This window comes from Antrihabitans auranticaus (genome assembly GCF_016481275.1).
Classification (GTDB): Bacteria; Actinomycetota; Actinomycetes; order Mycobacteriales; family Mycobacteriaceae; genus Antrihabitans.
Genome location: NZ_JAEMNW010000001.1, coordinates 271416 through 291522, shown reverse-complemented (window position 1 = coordinate 291522; position 20107 = coordinate 271416). Strand labels below are relative to the sequence as shown.

6 protein-coding genes are annotated in these 20107 nt (G+C 66.2%); 2 read left to right on the top strand and 4 right to left on the bottom strand.

What is annotated here, in order from left to right; genetic code table 11:
• The first annotated feature begins 23 nt into the window (after positions 1-23).
• Positions 24-1847, top strand: coding sequence for a penicillin-binding transpeptidase domain-containing protein (locus JGU72_RS01170; protein ID WP_199681926.1), 1824 nt, complete (start codon positions 24-26; stop codon positions 1845-1847).
• Position 1848: 1 nt separating this feature from the next.
• Here the strand turns inward: JGU72_RS01170 and JGU72_RS01165 are convergent, their stop codons facing one another.
• From JGU72_RS01165 to JGU72_RS01150, 4 genes are read right to left on the bottom strand one after another with little or no spacing between them, the layout of a single operon-like run.
• Positions 1849-3261: a phytoene desaturase family protein gene (locus tag JGU72_RS01165; protein WP_199681925.1), complete on the bottom strand. Its 1413-nt coding sequence runs from the start codon at positions 3259-3261 to the stop codon at positions 1849-1851.
• Complete coding sequence (locus JGU72_RS01160; protein ID WP_199681924.1) at positions 3258-4559, bottom strand: serine hydrolase domain-containing protein; 1302 nt, start codon at positions 4557-4559, stop codon at positions 3258-3260. The genes JGU72_RS01165 and JGU72_RS01160 overlap by 4 nt, the downstream gene beginning before the upstream one ends.
• A gap of 8 nt (positions 4560-4567) precedes the next feature.
• A complete protein-coding gene (locus JGU72_RS01155; protein ID WP_199681923.1) occupies positions 4568-5050 on the bottom strand; it encodes a peroxynitrite isomerase in 483 nt (160 codons plus the stop codon).
• Between the two features lie 9 nt (positions 5051-5059).
• Positions 5060-6478, bottom strand: a complete 1419-nt coding sequence (locus tag JGU72_RS01150; protein WP_233531021.1) for an APC family permease — start codon at positions 6476-6478, stop codon at positions 5060-5062.
• Positions 6479-6819: 341 nt separating this feature from the next.
• On the opposite strand from JGU72_RS01150, the gene JGU72_RS01145 reads away from it, so the two are divergent.
• The gene (locus JGU72_RS01145) at positions 6820-20091 is read left to right on the top strand and encodes a non-ribosomal peptide synthetase (RefSeq protein ID WP_199681922.1); all 13272 of its coding nucleotides are present in this window, start codon (positions 6820-6822) and stop codon (positions 20089-20091) included.
• Positions 20092-20107 lie beyond the last annotated feature (16 nt).

Sequence of the window (20107 nt, the reverse complement as noted above, 5' to 3'; positions counted from 1 at the left end):
GCCACCGAATTACTATGGCGGCGATGAGTATCCGCCGTTTCCGCTGGTCGTTCGCGACGCGCGTCGTCGTGGTCGGCGCTGCGGCGGCCCTGACAGTCGGCCTGGCGTCGTGTACTCCCAAACCTGCCGGTCCGTCGCCCGCAGCGGACGATTTCGTCGATGCCTTCGCCGAGCGTGACTTCGATCTCGCGGCGCTGACGACGGATCAGCCCGATCGCGCCCGCGCTGTTCTCGCACGGACGTGGGAGGACCTGCAGGCTGAGTCGTTGACCGCCTCGACCGGTTCGGTCCACGTCAGCGGCGACACCGCGACCGTCGAGTACACCTACGAGTGGCACCTGCCGAAGGGTCGCGTGTGGGCCTACTCGGGCGAGCTGCAGATGGGCCGCAAGAACGGCGATTGGGCGGTCCGCTGGACATCGACCGACGTTCACCCGCGGTTGGGCGAAACGCAGACCCTGTCGCTGCGCTCGACGCCCGCGCCCCGCGCTCGAGTCAACGAGCATTCCGGCTCGGACGTTCTGGTTCCGGGGGTCGTGCACCGGATCAAGCTGGACGCGTCGAAGGCGGGAAACGTTGTCGCAGTGGCGAATACGCTCGCCAGAATCCTGAGTGCGTTCGACAAGACGGTGACAGCGCAGTCGATCGTCGAGTCGGCAACCGCGACGCGCGGCGACTACCACGTCGCCACGCTGAAGCAAGAAGACTTCGACGTCGTCCAATTGCAACTCGCCGCGATTCCCGGCGTCTCGGTCAACGACGAAGCCGACCTCGTGTCGACGGACCGTAACTTCGCGCCCGACCTGATCGGTCAGGTGAAGAAGAAGATCATCGACGACGTCGACGGCAAGGCCGGTTGGAGCGTCGTCACGGTCAACGCGAACGGCGTGGATACCGATGTGCTGACCGAGACCGCGCCGCAGCCGGTGGCGTCGTTCACGATCACGCTCGACCGGCCGATCCAGGACGCCGCACAGAATGCCGTGAACGCACGGACCGACCAGGCCATGATGGTCGTGATCAAGGCATCGACCGGTGAGATCCTGGCGGTCGCACAGAACAAAGCAGCCGACCGCGACGGACCGGTAGCGACGACCGGCCTCTATCCACCGGGATCGACGTTCAAGATCATTACTGCGGCTGCGGCGATCGACGGTGGCTTGGCGACGCCGGACACGCTGGTCCCGTGCCCGGGCCGGATCGAGATCGGCGAACGCAGTATTCCGAACTACAACGAATTCGCGCTGGGCACAGTCCCGATGGCGACCGCCTTCGCGCGGTCGTGCAACACGTCGTTCGCGAAGCTGGCGAGCGAAATGCGTCCCGACGCGCTGCACGTCGCAGCATCCGAAATGGGAATCGGCCCGGACTACAACGTCGTCGGCCTGCCGACCGACTCGGGCTCGGTGCCGCCAGCTGACGATCTGACGCAGCGCACCGAAGACGGGTTCGGCCAGGGCAAGGTGGTCATCAGCCCGTTCGGGATGGCGCTCGCAGCAGCGACCGTGGCGCACGGGGTGACTCCGACACCGCAGCTGATCGCGGGCTTCCCGACGACGATCGAGGGTGAGCGTCCACTGATCAAGCCGGCGATGGTCGACGGGCTGCGCGGGATGATGCGACTCGTGGTGACGAGCGGTACCGCCACCCGCATTTCGGAGATGGGCGAGGTGTACGGCAAGACGGGCGAGGCAGAGGTCGCGGGCGGATCGCATGCCTGGTTCGTCGGCTACCGCGGCGATCTCGCGTTCGCGACTCTCGTCGTCCGGGGCGGCAGTTCCGACAACGCGGTTGCGGTCACCACAGACATGTTCGCGGCGTTGCCGGTCGAGTACGAGCAGTACTGATTCACGCCAGATAGCGCAGGGCGGCGTCGGCTGCGTTGGAGCCGCACATGCCGTGCGCGCCCGGCCCCGGCGGCGTGGCGGCGGAGCAGATGAACGCGCCCGGGATGCCGATGCTGTAGGGCTGCAACGTTGTTCGTGGACCGAACACCAGTTGGCGAATGTCTTTGGCGCCGGTCATGATGTCGCCGCCGATGAAGTTGCGGTTGTAGGCGGCGAACTCTGTCGTCGTACGGACGGCTGTCCCGACAATGCGGTCCCGGAAGCCGGGCGCGAACCGCTCGATCTGGGCGGTGATCGCTTCGGTGGCGTCACCGGTGAAGCCGTTCGGCACGTGTGCGTACGTCCATAGCGGATGGACGTTGCCGGCCGACCGTTGTGGATCGGCTAAATATTGCTGTCCGACGAGGACGAACGGTTTATCGGGCATCTTTCCCGCGTGAATCTGGCGCTCGCCTGCCGCGATCTCGGCGAACGAACCTCCGACGTGCACGGTTCCGGCCTGACGCGCCGCGGAACTCGTCCACGGGACGCCGTCGGTGACCGCATAATCCACCTTGAACGCACCTGGCCCGTGCCTGAATCGGCGGTAGGCCCGAGCGGTCCGCCGCGGCAGTGCGTCGCCCAGGATGTCGGCGACCTCCTCCGGCGCGAGGTCGAACATCGTGACGTCCGCGACGGGTAGTTCCGCGAAGGCGCGGACGCACACCCCGGTTTCGATCTTTCCGCCGAGCGCGACGAGCATTCGAGCGAGGGCCGCGGTGATCGCGCTCGAACCGCCCGCGGCGACCGGCCAACCGTGCCGATGACCGGCCGTGATGATGCCCAACCCGATCGCTGACGTCAGTGGGAGGTGCAACGGCCGGAAAGTATGTGCGGCGACGCCACCGAACAATGCTCGCGCCTGCTCGGTCCGAAACCGGCGCGCATAGAGTGCTGCCGGTGCCACGGTGGGAATGCCGAAGCGGGCCAACCCGATCGGATGCGACGGCACCCGTAGCAGAGGACCCATGATGTCCTCCGCGAGTTCGTCGAAGCCTGCCGCCGGCCGGGCGAACGAGCGCCGCCAGCGACCGCCGTCGACGCCGAGTCCGGCTGCCGTCTGCTCGATCGACCGGTAGAGCACCCCGGCTGTGCCGTCGTCGAGCGGGTGGGCGCAGTCGACTTCGGGCCAGCACCATTCCAGACCGTATTGTGCGAGGTCTATGGACGTCAGGAAGGGTGAACCGACCGCCATCGTGTGGACGGCAGAGCAGTGGTCGTGGATCAGGCCGGGCACGATCGCGGCGCCCGACCGCGTCCCGCCGCCGATCTCGTCCTTGGCTTCCAGCACGGTCACGTCGATCCCATGCTGCGCGAGCCGGACAGCCGCCGCCAGGCCGTTCGGTCCGGACCCGACGACGGTCGCCGTGGTCACGCGCGCAGACTCACGTTGCGCACGAACGGACGCTCGCGCTCGGGGATGTCGGGGATTGTGGCGGCAATCAGGTTCATGAGCGCGGGGTAGCGGTCGGCCTCCTTGTGCATGCCGGGCTTTCCGCTGGTGACCAGTGCGGCCGCGAGCCCGCGCTGCGGGTCCGCCCAGCCCGCAACGGTGATGAGACCCATGTGCCCGAACGCTGTCGAGGTGTTCCGGCCGAACGGTCCGAACCTGTTGCCGCCCAACATGAAACCGACACCCCACTGCATGGGGTTGAGGCCGGTGGAGACATCGGGGCGCATGCGGGTTGCAGGGGTGACCGCGCGGCGCAGAGTCTCCTGTTCGAGGACCTGTACGCCGTCGAGTTCGCCACCGCGCCGCAGCATTTCGTAGAACCGGGACAACTCGAAGGCGTTGGAGACGGTGTTGCTCGACGGGATGACCGACGTCAGGAAACGGGGGTCGTTGGTGACGGGAATGATGTCGTACAGCGTGCCGCCGATCGCTTTCCGGAAGGCGGTGGCGATGGGTTCGGGAACATCGCGCATCGTGGCGTGGCTCGGCGCGACCGCAGGAACGTCCGCGGGTGCGACGCCGTAGTTGGTCCACCGGAAGCCGAGCGGGTCGAGGATCTCCTCGGCGAGGACGTCACGAATGCTGCGGCCTGTCGCCGCCCGGACGATCTCGCGCGTCAGGAACCCGAACGTCAGCGCATGGTAGACGTGGAAGAGCCCGGGCCGGTAGATCGGCTTCGCCTCACACAGGGCCCGGACGGCGAATTCGGAATCTCCCGCGCGATCCAGGTTCTTACGGCCGCCGCCGACCGAGAAGAACGGCATGCCTGCGCTGTGGGTGAGGACGTGCCGAATCGTGATGCGGTCTTTCCCATGGCTGGTGAAGTCCGGCAGGTAGTCACACACGCGGTCGCTGAGGCCGAGCGAACCGCGCTCGATCAGCATGTGCATCAGCGTCGTCGTGATGCCCTTGGCCGCGGAGTACACGCAGAACGGCGTCTCGGGGGTGACGACGATTTTCTCGGCGTCCTCGGGATCGGTCGGCGCGTTACCCCAGGCATGCCCGATGGATCGGTTGAGAATGACGTCGCCGTTTCGGCGCAGGCACAACTGGATCGCCGGATTCACCCCGACGCCGTACCACTCGCGGACTGCTGCCCAGATGCGGTCGACGTCGATGGTCGTTTCGACTTCTTCCCCGCGCCGTGAGACCGCGTTCACATCGGCCGGTACCGCGACACGGCGGACCGGCGGCTGTTCCGCTTGAAACGGCAGTCGCATGAGACTCCTTATCGACGGTGCAGGGTGGCAGCGAGATGGTGTTGCAGTGGCAGACCCACCGCACCCATACGCAGGGTGTAGGTCAGTTCGTCACCGACCACGCGGATCGAACGGCCAAGTGCAGTAACTTCTTTGGCAGTACCGGTCAGCCCGATCGCCGTCGCGTTCAGTTCCAACTCCAGCGCGCCGTCGGCACCGACGGTCACGGTGCCCTCCTGGATTTCGGTGACCCCGGTCGGATGGGCGAGGACCAGTTCGACCCGGCCGGGGGCGGGCGCGCGCAGGTAACCGGTCTCTGCATGCAGCGGACGTCCGTCGTCGGCCGCCTTCGTTTTCTGGCCGTAGGCGAGGAAAGGTTTGCCGACGTGACCGAAGGTGATTTCCTCGAGGTAGCCGAAAGATTCGATCGTCGGATATTCGCCTTCGCCCTTGCCCGCCCAGGTGCCGAGCAGGGGCGCGAGCGGCGTGAGATTCGGATGCAGGTCCGGCATCCGGCCAGCCTACTTCTGGGTCTCCACCGGGTCCTCGTCGAGCAGGGTTTCCGGGTCGATGTGCACGTACATCGCGCCGGTTCGCTTGTTGATGAAGTGGGTGATCGCCCACAGGACGAGTCCGATTGCCAGCAGGACTCCGGCTACCTTGTATTCCGCGACCGGACGGTCGGTCAGCGGCGTCGCGAGGAACGCGCACGCCAGTGCGCCGACCACGGGCAGCACGGTCGGCGCCCTGAAGTGCTTGTGCTTGACCGGGTCCTTACGCAGGACGAGACACGCGACGTTCACCACCGTGAACACGCACAGCAGCAGCAACGACGTCGTCCCGCCCAGTGCGGGCACTTCGCCGACGAAGATGATCAGGCCGAACGCGAGCAGCGTCGTGAATCCGATCGATACGTACGGGGTTCGCCGCGTCGGGTGAACCTTGCCGAGCACGCGCGGAATTACGCCCTGGCGCGCCATGCCGTAGAGCAGTCGGCTCGCCATCAGCATGTTGATGAGCGCCGAGTTCGCAACCGCGAACATGGAGATGTAGGCGAACAGGTCCGTCGGGAAGGCCGGTGCACCGCGTTCGACGACCGACAGCAGGGGCGTGTCGGTTTCGATCAGCTCTGCGTGGGGGACCAGGGCCACCGATGTGATCGATACGAGCATGTAGATGATGCCGGTCGTAATCAGTCCGGCGAGTAGCACTTTGGGGAAGATCTTGCTCGGTTGCTTGCATTCTTCGGCCATGTTCACCGAGTCCTCGAAGCCGACCATCGCATAGAACGCCAGCGTGCTCGCCGCGATCACACCGCCGAGTGCGGTGCGGTCGCCGGTGTCGAATTCGGTTGCCCGCGAGAAGTCGCCGTCACCGATACCGAGTGCCCACGCACCGATGCAGATGATGATCAGCAGCCCGGAAAGTTCGACGCACGTCAGCAGCACGTTCAACTTCACGCTCTCGCCGACACCGCGGAAGTTGACGGCGGCAACGACGCCCATGAACAGCAAGCCGATCACTGTGATCCACACGCCGGTCTTCAGGTCGAGTTCGAATGCGCTGGAGAAGTTCGACGCGAATGCTCGCGACGCCGTCGATGCGGACGTGATGCCCGAGCACATGACGGCGAACGCGACCATGAACGTCACGAATTGGATGCCGAATGCTTTGTGCGTGTACAGGGCAGCGCCGGCGGCCTGCGGATACTTTGTGACCAGTTCCAGGTAGCTGAAGGCTGTGATCAGCGCAACGACGAACGCGACGAGGAAGGGCAGCCACACGACGCCACCGACCTGTCCGGCAACGCGTCCGGTGAGCGCGTAGATCCCGGTGCCGAGGATGTCGCCGACGATGAACAAGAGCAGAAGACCCGGCCCCATAACTCTTTTGAGGGTGGGCTCCTCGGTTGCCGTGCCGCTTTTGCCTGAATCGGTCATCACTCGCCTCTTCCCGCTGGGTCCGAGATCGCACATGTGATCTAGATCATATCCACTCACGGCTGGTTGCGGCCGAAGTAGTTTCAGCGACAACAGCCACAACGGCGCAGAAATCCCGCCGACCGTACACACCTGCAAACCGATGACAACGTGCCCGGATCGGGGCAGAGTAGGCCCTACCAGGCAGCCCGACCGCGGACCCTTTGGGTGGGAATCCCTCACCCCTCGGGTTCGCGGTGCCAGCACTGGGGTTGGTGTCGCAACAGGCGGAACCGGACGAGATTGCAAGAGAGTGCGTTTTTCTGTCCGAGTTTTGACTTGGAGTTCGAATGAGAGAAGACATGCAGCAGCGATCAACCTCACCGACGGAGCTATTACCCGGTGTGCCACCGGGAGCTTTTCCGCTTTCGGCCGCCCAGCGCGGGATCTGGTTTGCCCAGCACCTTGCGGGCTCGGCGCCGATCTCGATCGCGCAGTACGTGGAGATCGTCGGTGCGCTCGATATCGAGGCGCTGGAAAACGCATGTGTGCAGTCGGGTAAGGAGTTCGGGTCCGGCTTCCTGCGGCTGATCGAGGTCGACGGCGTGCCGTTCCAGATGGTCGACGGGACGCTCGACGCCAAGCCCAAGTACCTCGATCTGGCGCAAGCCACGCCGGATCCGATTGCGGCAGCCAAGGAGTGGATGCGGGCGGAGTTCACCGCCCCGCTCAATCTGCTGCGGGATCGCCTCGTCAACTCGACGGTGCTGCGACTCGGGGACGACCACTATTTCTGGTACACGCGCATCCACCACATCGCGCTCGACGGTTTTGCGGCGATGACGCTCGTGCAACGAACCGCCGAGTTGTACAGCGCTGCGGTCGCGGGTGCCCCCCAGCCCGCGAGTCGCGCCGAGGACCTGGCCGCAATCGTGGCCTCCGACATGCAATACCGCGGATCGGACCGGTTCGGAAACGACAAGGAATATTGGGCCGAGCATCTCGCCGGCGCGCCGCAGGCAGTCAGCCTCGCCGGTCGGACCGCCCCGCCGAACGCGCACCCCCGCCTGTTCAGTGCGGGCCTGCCCGACCACACGGCCGATCTGCTCGAGTCGGTCGCCAGCGGCGGCGGCGCCAGCATTGCACCGGTGATCGTCGCGGCCTTCGGTGCGTTCCTCGGCCGGATGACCGGTACCGACGATGTGATGCTGAGCCTGCCGGTATCCGCGCGCACGACCGCGGTGCTGCGCCGTTCCGGCGGCATGGTCGCGAACGTCGTCCCGTTGCGCCTGACGATCGGCTCGCATTCCACGGTCGGGGAGCTGATCCGGTCCGCTCAGTTGGAACTCACCGGCGCGTTGCGCCGGCAGCGGTATCGGCAGGAAGACATCTTCCGGGATCTCGGCTACGCACCCGACGAGGCCGCGTCGTTCGGTCCGTCGGTCAACATCATGATGTTCGACAACATCTCTCTCGGCTCGGTGGTCGGCCGGCTGAACGTCCTCACCTCCGGCCTCATGGAAGACCTGTTCGTCAACGTGTATCCCGCAGCGGGCGAGGAACGTACGCACATCGACTTCCAGGCCAACCCGAACCTGTACACCGACGACGACCTGCGCCGCCAGCACGGTCGCTTCCTCGCCTATCTCGAACGCTTCCTCGCCGGCGGACCGGACTGCCTGCTGTCGTCGCTGCCGCTACTCGACGATGAGGAGCGCGAGACGCTCCTTCCCGTGCGCGGTCCGGCGGACCTCGAAGAGCGCACCCTCCCGGCGGTTCTCGCAGCCGGTGTCGCGGCGAATCCGGACGGTCAGGCGCTGTCGCAGGGCGATCGGGGCATGACCTACCGAGAGTTCGACGAACGGTCGTCGCGGCTGGCGCGACTGCTCATCGCGGGCGGCGCCGGACCGGAATCCACAGTCGCCATCGCTGTTTCGCGATCGATCGAGTCCGTGCTGTCGGTATGGGCTGTGGCCAAGTCCGGTGCTGCGTTCGTACCCGTCGACCCGACCTACCCGGCCGACCGTATCGAGCACATGATCACAGATTCCGGCGTTGTCGTCGGCATCACGGTGACCGCGTCGCAGGCCGTACTGCCGGATCACCTGAGCTGGGTCGTGCTCGACGATCCGGCGACCGAAGAACTCGTCGCCGAACTATCGAGCGAGCCGATCACCGACGCCGACCGCCGTGCGCCGGTGCGGGTCGGCAACCCCGCATACGTCATCTACACCTCGGGATCGACGGGGCTGCCGAAGGGTGTGTTCGTCACGCACCGTGGCCTTGCGAACCTCATCGACGACCGCCGTTCCGACCTGCGTGTCTCCCCGGAATCCCGTATCTCCTACGCCTATTCGCCGAGTTTCGATGCGTCGGTCGAGCAGTTGCTCGTGACGTTCGGAACCGGCGCCACGCTGGTGATCGTTCCGCCGGGCATCATCGGCGGCGAGGAGCTGAGCAACGTACTCAGCGCGGAAAGGGTGACCCATCTCGACGTCGCACCGGCGATGCTGTCGTCCCTCGATGCGGCGGTGCTGCCCGACATCGAGGCTGTCGTCGTGGGTGGTGACGTCTGCCCGCCGGAGTTGGTCGCGCGCTGGGCCATGACACGCCGGATGACGAACGGTTACGGACCGACCGAAGCGACCATCACGGCAACCTCGGCGGTCCTGCTGCCCGGCGAGCCGGTCACCATCGGTGGGCCGCTGCGCGGAGTGCGCGCCGTCGTGCTGGACCGCTGGATGCAGCCTGTGCCGGTCGGCGCCGGTGGCGAGCTCTACCTTGCCGGTCCGGGACTTGCGCGTGGCTACGCGAATCTGTTCGCCACCACGGCATCCCGGTTCGTCGCGAACCCGTACGGCGAGCCGGGGGAGCGGATGTATCGCACCGGGGACGTCGTCCGCTGGACGGAACGGCCGAGCGGAGCGAGGGGGATCGGCGCAGACTTGAATCTGGAGTTCGTCGGACGCACCGACTTCCAGGTCAAGATCCGCGGTTTCCGGATCGAGCTTGGTGAAATCGACTCCGCTCTCGCGCAGCACGCCTCGGTGGACTTTGCGGTGACAGTAGGTGCGAAGACGCCCGCGGGTGCGACCGTACTGGTCTCGTACGTGAGCGCGGTCCCCGACGCCAAGGTCGACACGGTGGCCGTGAAGCATTTCGTCGAAGAATTCTTGCCCTCCTACATGGTGCCGTCGGTCATCATGGTGCTCGACACGGTCCCGCTGAGCCCTTCGGGCAAGGTGGACCGAAAAGCTCTGCCGGAGCCGATATTCGCACCGACGGGCGGTCTCGGACGTGCGCCGTCCACACCGCGCGAGCATGCGATCGCGAAGCTGTTCGCCGAGGTCCTCGGTGTCGAGACGGTCGGTGTCGACGAGAGCTTCTTCGCACTCGGCGGCGACAGTATCGTGTCGATCCAGCTCGTATCGCGCGCCAAGACAGCAGGTTTGGGATTCACGGCACGAGATGTGTTCGAGCTCAAGACAGTTGCCGGCCTTGCCGCGGTGGCGACGGACCTCGGTGAAGCAGCTGGTCGACTCAAGGAGCTGCCGGGTGGCGCGGTGGGTCATCTTGCGCTGACACCGAATGCGCTCGAAATGCTGTCCCGCGACGCACCGTTCGACCGCGACGCACAGGCGGTTCTGCTGCAGCTGCCCGCCGACGTGGATGCGGAAAAGTTGACCGCAGCCCTGCAGGCCGTGCTGGATCGGCACGACATGCTGCGCGCCGCAATGCGTGTCATCGTTTCGGGCACCGAGCAGGAAACCGAATGCTACGAAGGCGAATTCGACGACTGGATGCTCGACGTCGGCCCGGTCGGTTCGGTGAGCGCAGCCGCGATACTCCACCACGTTCGTGCGGCACCGGGCGAGGACATGCGCCTGCTCGCGCAGCGTGAACTGGATGCCGCGACCGGTCGACTCGACCCGACCGCGGGTGCGGTGACGCAGGCGGTCTGGCTCGATCCGGAGGACGATCGGACGGGCTTGCTCTGGCTCGTCATCCACAGGCTGGTCATCGATTTCGATTCCTGGCGCAGCGTGGTCGGCGATCTGGCAGCGGCGTGGAACAAGATCAGCACCGGCGCGCAACCGGAGTTGGCAGCCGGTGGTACGTCGTTGCGGGCTTGGTCGCACGCGATAAGCTCGGAAGCTGCTGTGGCCGAACGGCTTCTGGAGCTCGATACCTGGCGGCGGGTACTGCAGACGCCCGACCCTGTGCTCGGCGTTCGCGCGTTCGATCCGGGGATCGACGTCGTCGAAGCGTCGGCTCAGGTGCATGTCTCGGTGCCGTCGGCCCTCACACGTACCTTGATCCATGTCCTCGCCGACCGCTTCCACAGCGATCCGTCGCATGGCCTGATCACCGCACTCGCGATGGCGGTCAGCCGGTTCCGGCGGGAGCGCGGCGTGGTATGCGATTCGCTGCTCGTGTCCGTTTCCGGCGGCGGACGCCACGCGCTGGACGGTGTCGGCGCCGACATGGCACGTACCGTCGGGGCCTTCGCTACAGCGCACCCCGCCGGGTTGAGCCTGGCGGAGGTCAATCTCGACGACGCCTTCACTGGCGGCAGGCACGCCGGAATCGCCTTGAAGCAGATCAAGGAACAGTTGCGAGCAGTTCGGGACGAGGGCCTGAACTACGGCCTGCTGCGCTATACCCATGCTGATGCCGATGGCGCTGCCGATGCCGATACAGGTGCAGACCTGGCGGCAGGACCGTTGCCGCAGATCAGCTTCGGGTACTTCGGCCGGACCGGACTGGGTACCAAGGGTGCGTGGCGGCCGACCTCCTTTGTCAGCGTTCGCGACTCGCTGTTGCCGCTGCGGGCGGCGATCGAGGTCGACGCGCTCGTCGAGGACGGACCCGATGGGCAGCACATCGCTGTCACCTGGACCTATGCGACCGGTGTGCTGAGCGAGGCAGACGTGCGTCAGCTCGTCGACCTGTGGATGGTGGCACTGGGTGGCGTTGCAGCCCATGCCAAGTCGCCGCATGCGGGCGGTCACACGCCATCGGACTTCGACCTGGTGCCGACGAGCCAGCCCGAGATCGAACTGTGGGAGCGGGCCTACCCGTCGCTCGCCGATGTCTGGCCGTTGTCACCGCTGCAGACCGGCATGCTCTTTCACGCGGTGTTCGCCGCGGGCAGCACCGACGAGTACACGGACCAGTCGATCCTGACCTTGGCCGGCACCGTCGATCAGGAACGGCTGCGAGCGGCAGCACAGGCTCTGCTCGACCGGCACGACAATCTGCGAGTGGCGTTCCTCGAGACTCCGAACGGACCGCGCCAGATCGTGCTCGGTGACGTCGCGGTGCTCTGGCGATCGGTCGACCTGAGCGATCTCGACGAGGAGCTGGGCGCCGCGGAGATCGAGCGACTCCTCGCAGAGGATCGCACCACGCGTTTCGACACGGCGACGCCACCGCTGTTGCGGTTCATGCTGATTCGCACCGCTGCCGATCGCTACCGGCTGGTCATGACCGGTCACCATATTCTGCTCGACGGCTGGTCCACACCGCTGCTGGTGCAGGAACTGCTCGGCCTGTACGCGGCGTTCGAAGGTGTCGGCCAAATTGCGCCCGCCCGCTCCTACAAGGAGTATCTGGCGTGGCTCGGCAAGCAGGATCAGGCTGCGAGCCTCGCCGTATGGAAGGACGCGCTCGCCGGCGTGGACTCCGCCACGAGAGTGATGTCGACCGACCACCTCGTCGCCACTTCCGAGGCGGGCGCAACGAGTCTCGGGCTCGGTGCGCAGACGACTGCCGCGCTCACTGCACGGATGCGCGAATACGGCGTCACGATGAACACCGCGGTGCAGGCGGCGTGGGCGATGGTGCTCGCAACGCTGACCGGCCGCACCGATGTCGTGTTCGGCGGCACCGTCTCCGGGCGGCCCCCGCAGCTCGCGGGCGTCGAGCAGATGCTGGGTCTGTTCATCAACACGCTCCCGGTCCGTGTGGCGCTCGATCCCGCGGAAACGTTGGCGCAGTTGCTCACCCGCATCCAGATCGAGCAAAGTTCACTACTCGATCACCAGCACGTCGGGTTGTCGCAGATCCATCAGGCGGTCGGTCTGCACGAGTTGTTCGACACGCTGACGGTCTACGAGTCCTATCCCGTCGACCGCAAGGCGCTCGCCCAATCGCTCGACATCGCCGGCATGCGAGTGCTCGATGCCGACGGTTCGGACGCAACGCCATATCCGTTGAGCGTCATGGTCATTCCGGGTCAGTCTTTGACGGTCACGCTCAAGTACCTGACAGCGGCCATCGACGATGCGGGTGCCAAGGAACTCGTCGCGCGGTGCGTGCGTTACCTGAATCTCATGGCGACCGCGCCCGATACCCGCGTCGCGGTGATCGAGCCCTGCGAGCCGGTGGTGCGTGCTGAGCTGACCTCGATGTCGGGGCCGGAAGCGCTTCCGTTGCGCACGCTGCCCGAAATCCTCACCGACGCAGCCGCACTCGATCCTGACGCCGTCGCGCTGCGTTTCGAAGGCACATCGGTGACCTACCGCGAACTCGACGAGCGGTCCAATCAGCTTGCCCGGGTGCTCATCCGGTCGGGCGCCCGGTCCGAGACCTTCGTGGCCGTCGCGTTGACGAGGTCGATCGAGTCCGTGTCGACGGTGTGGGCAGTGGCCAAGACGGGTGCCGCGTTCGTGCCGATCGATCCGAAGCATCCGGAAGATCGCATCGTCCACATGCTCACCGATTCCGGCGCTGTGGTCGGCGTGACGACGGCGGAAATCAGGGCAGGTCTGCCAGGTCAGCTCGACTGGCTCGAACTCGACGATCCGTGGACGTCCCGGCTGCTGGCCAAGGAATCCACGGCGCCGGTCACTCCGGACGAGCGAATCGACCCGCTCCACATCGATCATCCGGCTTACCTGATCTACACCTCGGGATCGACAGGTGTGCCGAAGGGTGTGACGGTAACTCATCGCGGACTCGCGAATCTCGTTCGTGCACAACACGACGAAATGTCGGTGACCGCCGACTCGCGATTCCTGCACTTCGCGTCGCCGAGCTTCGATGCGTCGGTCTCGGAGGCGTTGTTCGCATTCGGGTCGGGTGCCCGGCTGGTCATCGTGCCGCCGACCGTGCTCGGCGGTGACGATCTGGCGCAGCTGATCGCCACCGAAGAGGTATCGCACATGATCATCACGCCGGCGGCACTGGCAACGGTCAATCCGGCGGACCTCGAATGTGTGCGGTTCCTCGCGGTGGCCGGCGAGGCGGTCGGGCAGGAGGTGGTCGCGCGCTGGTCGGGCGGTGGAGCGGAGCGAGGGGAAAACAGTACGGGCCGCACCATGCTCAACCACTACGGTCCGACCGAATTCACCATCTGGGCAACAGGATCCGACGCGATGGCGGCCGACAAGCCGATCGACATCGGTGGTCCGATTCGAGGCGCGACCGCGCTCGTCCTCGACACCTGGCTACGACCCGTCCCGGCAGGCGTCGTGGGGGAGCTGTACCTCTCGGGCCCGAGCCTGGCGCGTGGCTACCACAATCGCGCGGACCTCACAGGCGGCCGTTTCGTCGCCAACCCGTTCGGTTCGCCCGGTGCGCGCATGTATCGCACGGGGGACTTGGTCCGGTGGACCGACTCTCGTGCGTTGGAGTACCTGGGCCGCAGCGATTTCCAGGTGAAGGTCCGCGGTTTCCGGATCGAGCTCGGCGAGATCGACGCGACGCTGACCGCCGACCCGCGTATCGAGTTCGCGACCACGATCGGCGTCGAAGGTCCCACCGGCGCTACGGTTCTCGTTGCCTACGTGCTCGCGGCGAAGGATTCCGAGGTCGACGGCGAGGAGCTGCGCGACCTGGTGGGGAAGTCGTTGCCGTCCTACATGGTGCCGACGGCGATCGAGTTTCTCGACTTCATCCCGTTGACTCCGGTCGGCAAGCTCGATCGAAAGGCGTTGCCGCGTCCGACGTTCGTCAAGGTCGGTGCGGCCTCGCGCCCTCCGGCCAACGAGATGGAGGTGCAACTCTGCGCGCTGTTCGCCCAGACCCTCGGTATGGACGAGGTCGGTGTCAACGATTCGTTCTTCGCGCTCGGCGGGGACAGCATCATGTCGATTCAGCTGGTCTCGCGGGCGAAGGCGGCGGGTGTCCACTTCACTCCCCGTGACGTGTTCGAACGCAAGACCGTTGCCGGCCTCGCGGAGATCGCCGGTGCCAGAGGCGATGCCGATCACCGCATCGACGTCGTCGACGAACTTCCGGGTGGTGGCGTCGGCGCCGTTCCGCTGACGCCGATCGTGTCGTGGCTCGTCGACTCGAAAGCGAGCTTCGATCGATTCAGCCAGGCCGTCATGCTGTCGCTGCCGACCGGGATCAAGCGGGCGACGATCGCGGCCACACTGCAGGCTGTCCTCGATCATCACGACGCGTTGCGCGCCAAGCTCGTTCGCGAGTACGGCGAATGGTCGTTCGAGGTGCTGCCGGTGGGGTCTGTCGCCGCCGACGGCATCATCCACCGTGTTCGGGTCAGCGGTAAGACCGACTTCGACACCGTTGCGGCGCGCGAACTTTCGATTGCCGCCGATCAGTTGGAGCCCGACGAGGGCCGGATGGTGCAGGCGGTCTGGTTCGACCCGACCGACAGCTACGAGGGCGAGCCGCGCCTGTGGCTCGTGATCCACCACCTCGCGGTCGACGGAGTCACCTGGCGCACCCTGATACCGGACCTCGTTTCGGCATGGGCGCAGGTCGTCGATGGCAAGCAACCGGTGCTGCCGCCGGTCGGCACCTCGCTGCGCCGGTGGGCGCACGGACTCGTCGACGTTGCCAACTCCGATGCCCGGATTGCCGAACTGGACATGTGGCACCACATTCTCGGCGGCCCCGATCCCACGATCGGCAGTCGCGGCCTCGATCCAGCACTGGACACGGCGTCGACCGTCGAGCAGATTCGAGTCCGGATTCCTGTCGACGTCACGGATCGGCTCCTCACGACGCTGCCGGAGAAATTCCGCGGCGGCGTCAACGATGGGTTGCTCGCGGCACTCGCCCTGGCAGTGGAGCGCTGGCGGGGTGAGGCGGCTGCGGGTTCGGTGCTGCTCAGCCTCGAGGGGCACGGCCGGCAGGAAGAGGTTGTCGGAGCCGATCTTTCGCGGACGGCAGGCTGGTTCACCTCGGTGTTCCCTGTCCGATTCGACGTCGCGGACATCGACCTCGACGAGGCCTTCGCGGGCGGCCAGGCGGCTGGGGCCGCAGTGAAGCGAGTGAAGGAGCAGCTGCTCGCGGTGCCCGATCAGGGCATCGGGTTCGGTCTGCTGCGCTACGTCAACAGGTCGACGAGTGCACTCCTGCGCGAACTGAGTGCCCCCCAGATCAGCTTCAACTACCTCGGCCGTACCGGTGGCGCCCTGCCCGAGGGACCGTTCCTGCCGGTCACCGGTCGCGAGGCGTTCGACGGCACGCACGACGACGAGATGCCCGCTACTGCCGTCATCGCCATCGATGCGGTCACCGAGGAGGGTGCCGACGGTCCGCAACTGACCGCAACCTTCCGCTACCCGGCGGGCCTGCTCGACGCCGAGCAGGTGGCAACCCTGACGCAACTGTGGGAAGACGCGCTGGCGGCGCTGGCCGAACACAGCGCATCCGAGGACGCCGGTGGGTTCACGCCGTCGGATCTTGCTCTCGTTTCGACGACGCAGACCGAAATCGAAGGCTGGGAGCAGCAATTCCCGGGCTTCGAGGATGTGTGGTCGCTGGCGCCGCTGCAAGCCGGGTTGCTGTTCTATGCACTCCTCGCAGGTGAGAGCGTGGACCCGTACACCGTGTCGATGGTGCTCGATCTCGAGGGTCCTGTGGACGCCGACCGGCTGCAGCGCGCCGGGCAGGCACTGATCGATCGGCACCCGAACCTGCGGACCGCCTTCCTCGACCGGGGTGGTGACCCGGTCCAGGTGGTGCTACCGCACGCTCGGCTCGTCGTGCGGCACAACGACTGCACCGCTGCGGAACCTGCGGAGATCGACCGCGTGCTCGGACTCGACCGGGCAGAACGGTTCGATATGTCGAAGCCGCCGCTTCTGCGGTTGCGGCTCGTCAGAACAGCTGCGGAGTCCTACCGCCTGGTGATCTCGTGCCACCACATCCTCGTCGACGGCTGGTCCATGCCGCTGCTGATCCAGGATCTGTTCGTGCTGTATGCCGCGAATGCCGATGCGTCGGTGCTGCCGCCGGTGCGGTCGTACCGGGACTTCCTCGCATGGCTCGGCAGGCAGGACAGGCCCGCTTCTCATGCGGCATGGGCGAATGCGCTTGCGGGAGTGGACGAGCCGACCCTGGTTGCGCCTGCGCTCGATCCGAACGAGGCGCACACGCCCGAAACGGTGGCCGTGACGATCGAACTACCTGTCGCGGAAACGACGGCCCTGACAGAGCTTTCGCGGGAGCAGGGCGTCACGCTCAGCACGATCGTGTCGACCGCGTGGGGCGTGTTGCTCGCCGGCATGACCGGTCGGGACGACGTGATCTTCGGTACTACCGTTTCCGGCAGGCCTGCGCAGATCGCGGGCGTCGAATCGATGCTCGGGCTGTTCATCAACACGTTGCCGATGCGCGTGAAGTTGAACCCGGCGGAATCGATTGCTGCCCTGCTGGATCGGATTCAAGGTCAGCAGACCGCATTGCTCGATCACCAGTACGTCGGTCTCGCGGAGATTCAGCATGCGGTGGGCGTCGGCGCGTTGTTCGACACGGTGACGGTCTTCGAGTCCTACCCGATAGACCAGGACGAACTGCTGCAGACGATGGACATCGCCGGCATGCGGGTCGGTGACGTTGCGGCATTCGATGACACGCACTATCCGCTCACACTGCTGACGATGCCGGGTGAGCAGTTGAAGCTGGAGCTGAAATCGCTTGCCGCGGTGTTCGACCGGGCCGCGGTGGCGGTACTTGCAGATCGCCTGGCGCGGATTCTGGATGCGTTCGCCACCCGACCCGACGTCAACACCGCCGCGCTGCAACTACTCTCGCCGGAAGAACGGGCACAGCTGACCGCGCCGACGACGGACGCGCCGCTCGAACCCGTCACCCTCGCGGAGGTGTTCACCGCAGCCGCGGCGGCAAACCCGACCGGAATCGCCCTGACTGCGGACGGCGTGCACGTGTCGTATGCCGAACTCGACGAGCGGTCCAACCGGCTCGCCCGGTTGCTCATCGCCGCGGGAGCCGGACCTGAGAAGGTCATCGCGCTGGCGTTGACGCGGTCGGTCGAATCGATTGTCGCCATGTGGGCGGTTGCGAAGACCGGCGCGGCATTCGTGCCCGTCGACCCGAAGCACCCGGCCGACCGGATCGCGCACATGCTGAACGACTCGCGCGCCGTCGTCGGGGTCACCGTCGAGGCTCATCGAGAGCCGATGCCCGACACGACCGAGTGGCTGGTGCTCGACGATCCGGCGGTCGTCGCCGCAGTGTGGGCTGAATCATCCGATCCGATCACCGACTCGGACCGAATAACTCCCATGCTCTTCGACCAGCCGGCGTGGCTGATCTACACGTCCGGCTCCACCGGTGTGCCCAAGGGCGTCGCCGTCACCCATCGTGGGCTGGCAAATCTTGTCCGCGCGCAGCGGGATTCGCTCGGTATCACCGCGGACGCGGCGGTCTTGCACTTCGCGTCGCCGAGTTTCGACGCGTCTGCCTTCGAGGCGCTGATGGCCTACGGGTCGGGTGCGCGACTGGTCGCGGTCTCGCCGTCGATACTCGGCGGACGCGAACTGGCGAACCTGATCGCCGCCGAGCAGGTCTCGCACATGGTGATCACCCCCGCAGCGCTGTCGACGATGGAACCCGCTGGGTTGGAGTGCCTGCGCGTGCTCACCGTGGCCGGTGAGGCGGTCGGGCAGGACTTGGTTGCTCGGTGGGCATCCGACCGGACGATGGCCAACCTGTACGGCCCGACGGAATTCACGATCTGGGCGACCGGCACCGGTGCGATGGCGCCGGGCGCACCGGTCACCATCGGTACGGCGATTCGTGGGGCGTCGCTGCTCGTCCTGGATGCCTGGTTGCGGCCGGTGCCGGTCGGCGTGGTCGGCGAGTTGTACCTCGCGGGCGAGGCGCTGGCGCGGGGTTACCGCAACAGGCCCGACCTGACGTTCGGGAGGTTCGTCGCGAATCCCTTCGGTTCCGGCGGCGAACGGATGTACCGGACGGGTGACCTGGTCCGCTGGAACGGCGATGGTGAACTGGAATACATCGGTCGCGACGACTTCCAGGTCAAGATCCGTGGTTTCCGCATCGAACTGGGCGAGATCGATGCCGCGTTGACGGCCGTCGAGGACGTCGAGTTCGCGACGACCATGGGCGTGCCCGGACCGACCGGTGCCACCGTTCTCGTGTCGTACATCTTGCCTGCACCGGGTGTCGAAATCGACGTCGATCGGGTCCGCGACCAGATCGCGGAATCGCTCGCCGGTTACATGGTGCCGTCGGCGATCGTCGTCCTCGAGTCGATTCCGCTCACACCGGTCGGCAAACTGGACACGAAAGCGCTTCCGGCGCCGGACTTCTCCGCACGCTCACGGACGGTCCGCGCGCCACGGACGCCGCTCGAGGAAGCGGTGGCGGCAGCGTTCGCCGCGGTGCTCGGACTCGACGCCGTCGGTATCGACGAATCGTTCTTCGATCTCGGCGGCACGTCCCTGATTGCGACGAAGCTCGTCGATGTCGTGGGATCTGCTGTCGGATTGGATGTTCCGGTGATGTGGATCTTCAACGATCCGACGGTGGAAGCCCTCGCGCGCCGGATTGCCCGGCATTCCGACGGTGCGGCCGAACCGGCAGCCTCGCCGTTGGCGGTGCTGTTGCCGATCCGCACCTCGGGCTCGGCCGCACCCTTGTTCTGCATCCACCCCGCATCGGGTCTGGCGTGGAGTTACGCCGGTCTCGCGGCGTTGATCGACCCGGATGTCCCGATCTACGGATTGCAGAGCCCGGAACTAGAAGGCGTCGAGGAACGTCCGGAAACGATCGCGGCATTCGCCGACCGTTATGTGCTCGCGATTCGAACCGTTGCGCCGCACGGTCCGTACAACATCCTGGGCTGGTCGCTCGGTGGCTTCATCGCGCAGGCCGTCGCGACTCGGCTGCAGAGCCTCGGCGAGACGGTGTCGTTGCTGGCTCTGCTCGATGCCGATCTCGGCGTACGGGATCTGCCCGCGCCCGAACCGCTGGACGTGGGTGGGTTCTTCGCAGAGTTCGGCAAGGTGTTCGGCTTCGACGACATCCCGCCCAACTTGACCGCCGAGGAAGCTGCGGAGATCGTGCGCAGCAGCATCGGCGGCGCGGGGTTCGTCGACTCCGGACATTTGGTGCGAATGACCGCTGCCTACAACCAATCCGCGCATATGCTCGCTCGACATGATCCGGAGGTATTCGACGGTGACCTGCTCTTCTTCACTGCGGCAGCCGAACCCGACGCGTCAGGTACGGCTGTCGACAGCTGGCAGCCCTACGTCACCGGCGAACGCGAAAATCACGATGTCGACGCCGGCCACGACGACATGACGACACCGAGTGCCCTTGCGGACATCGCAGCGGTTCTGGATCGGCGCTTGCGCGCCGATTCGGCCGTCCGCGAAGCGTCCTGACCCCCGACCACCGAAC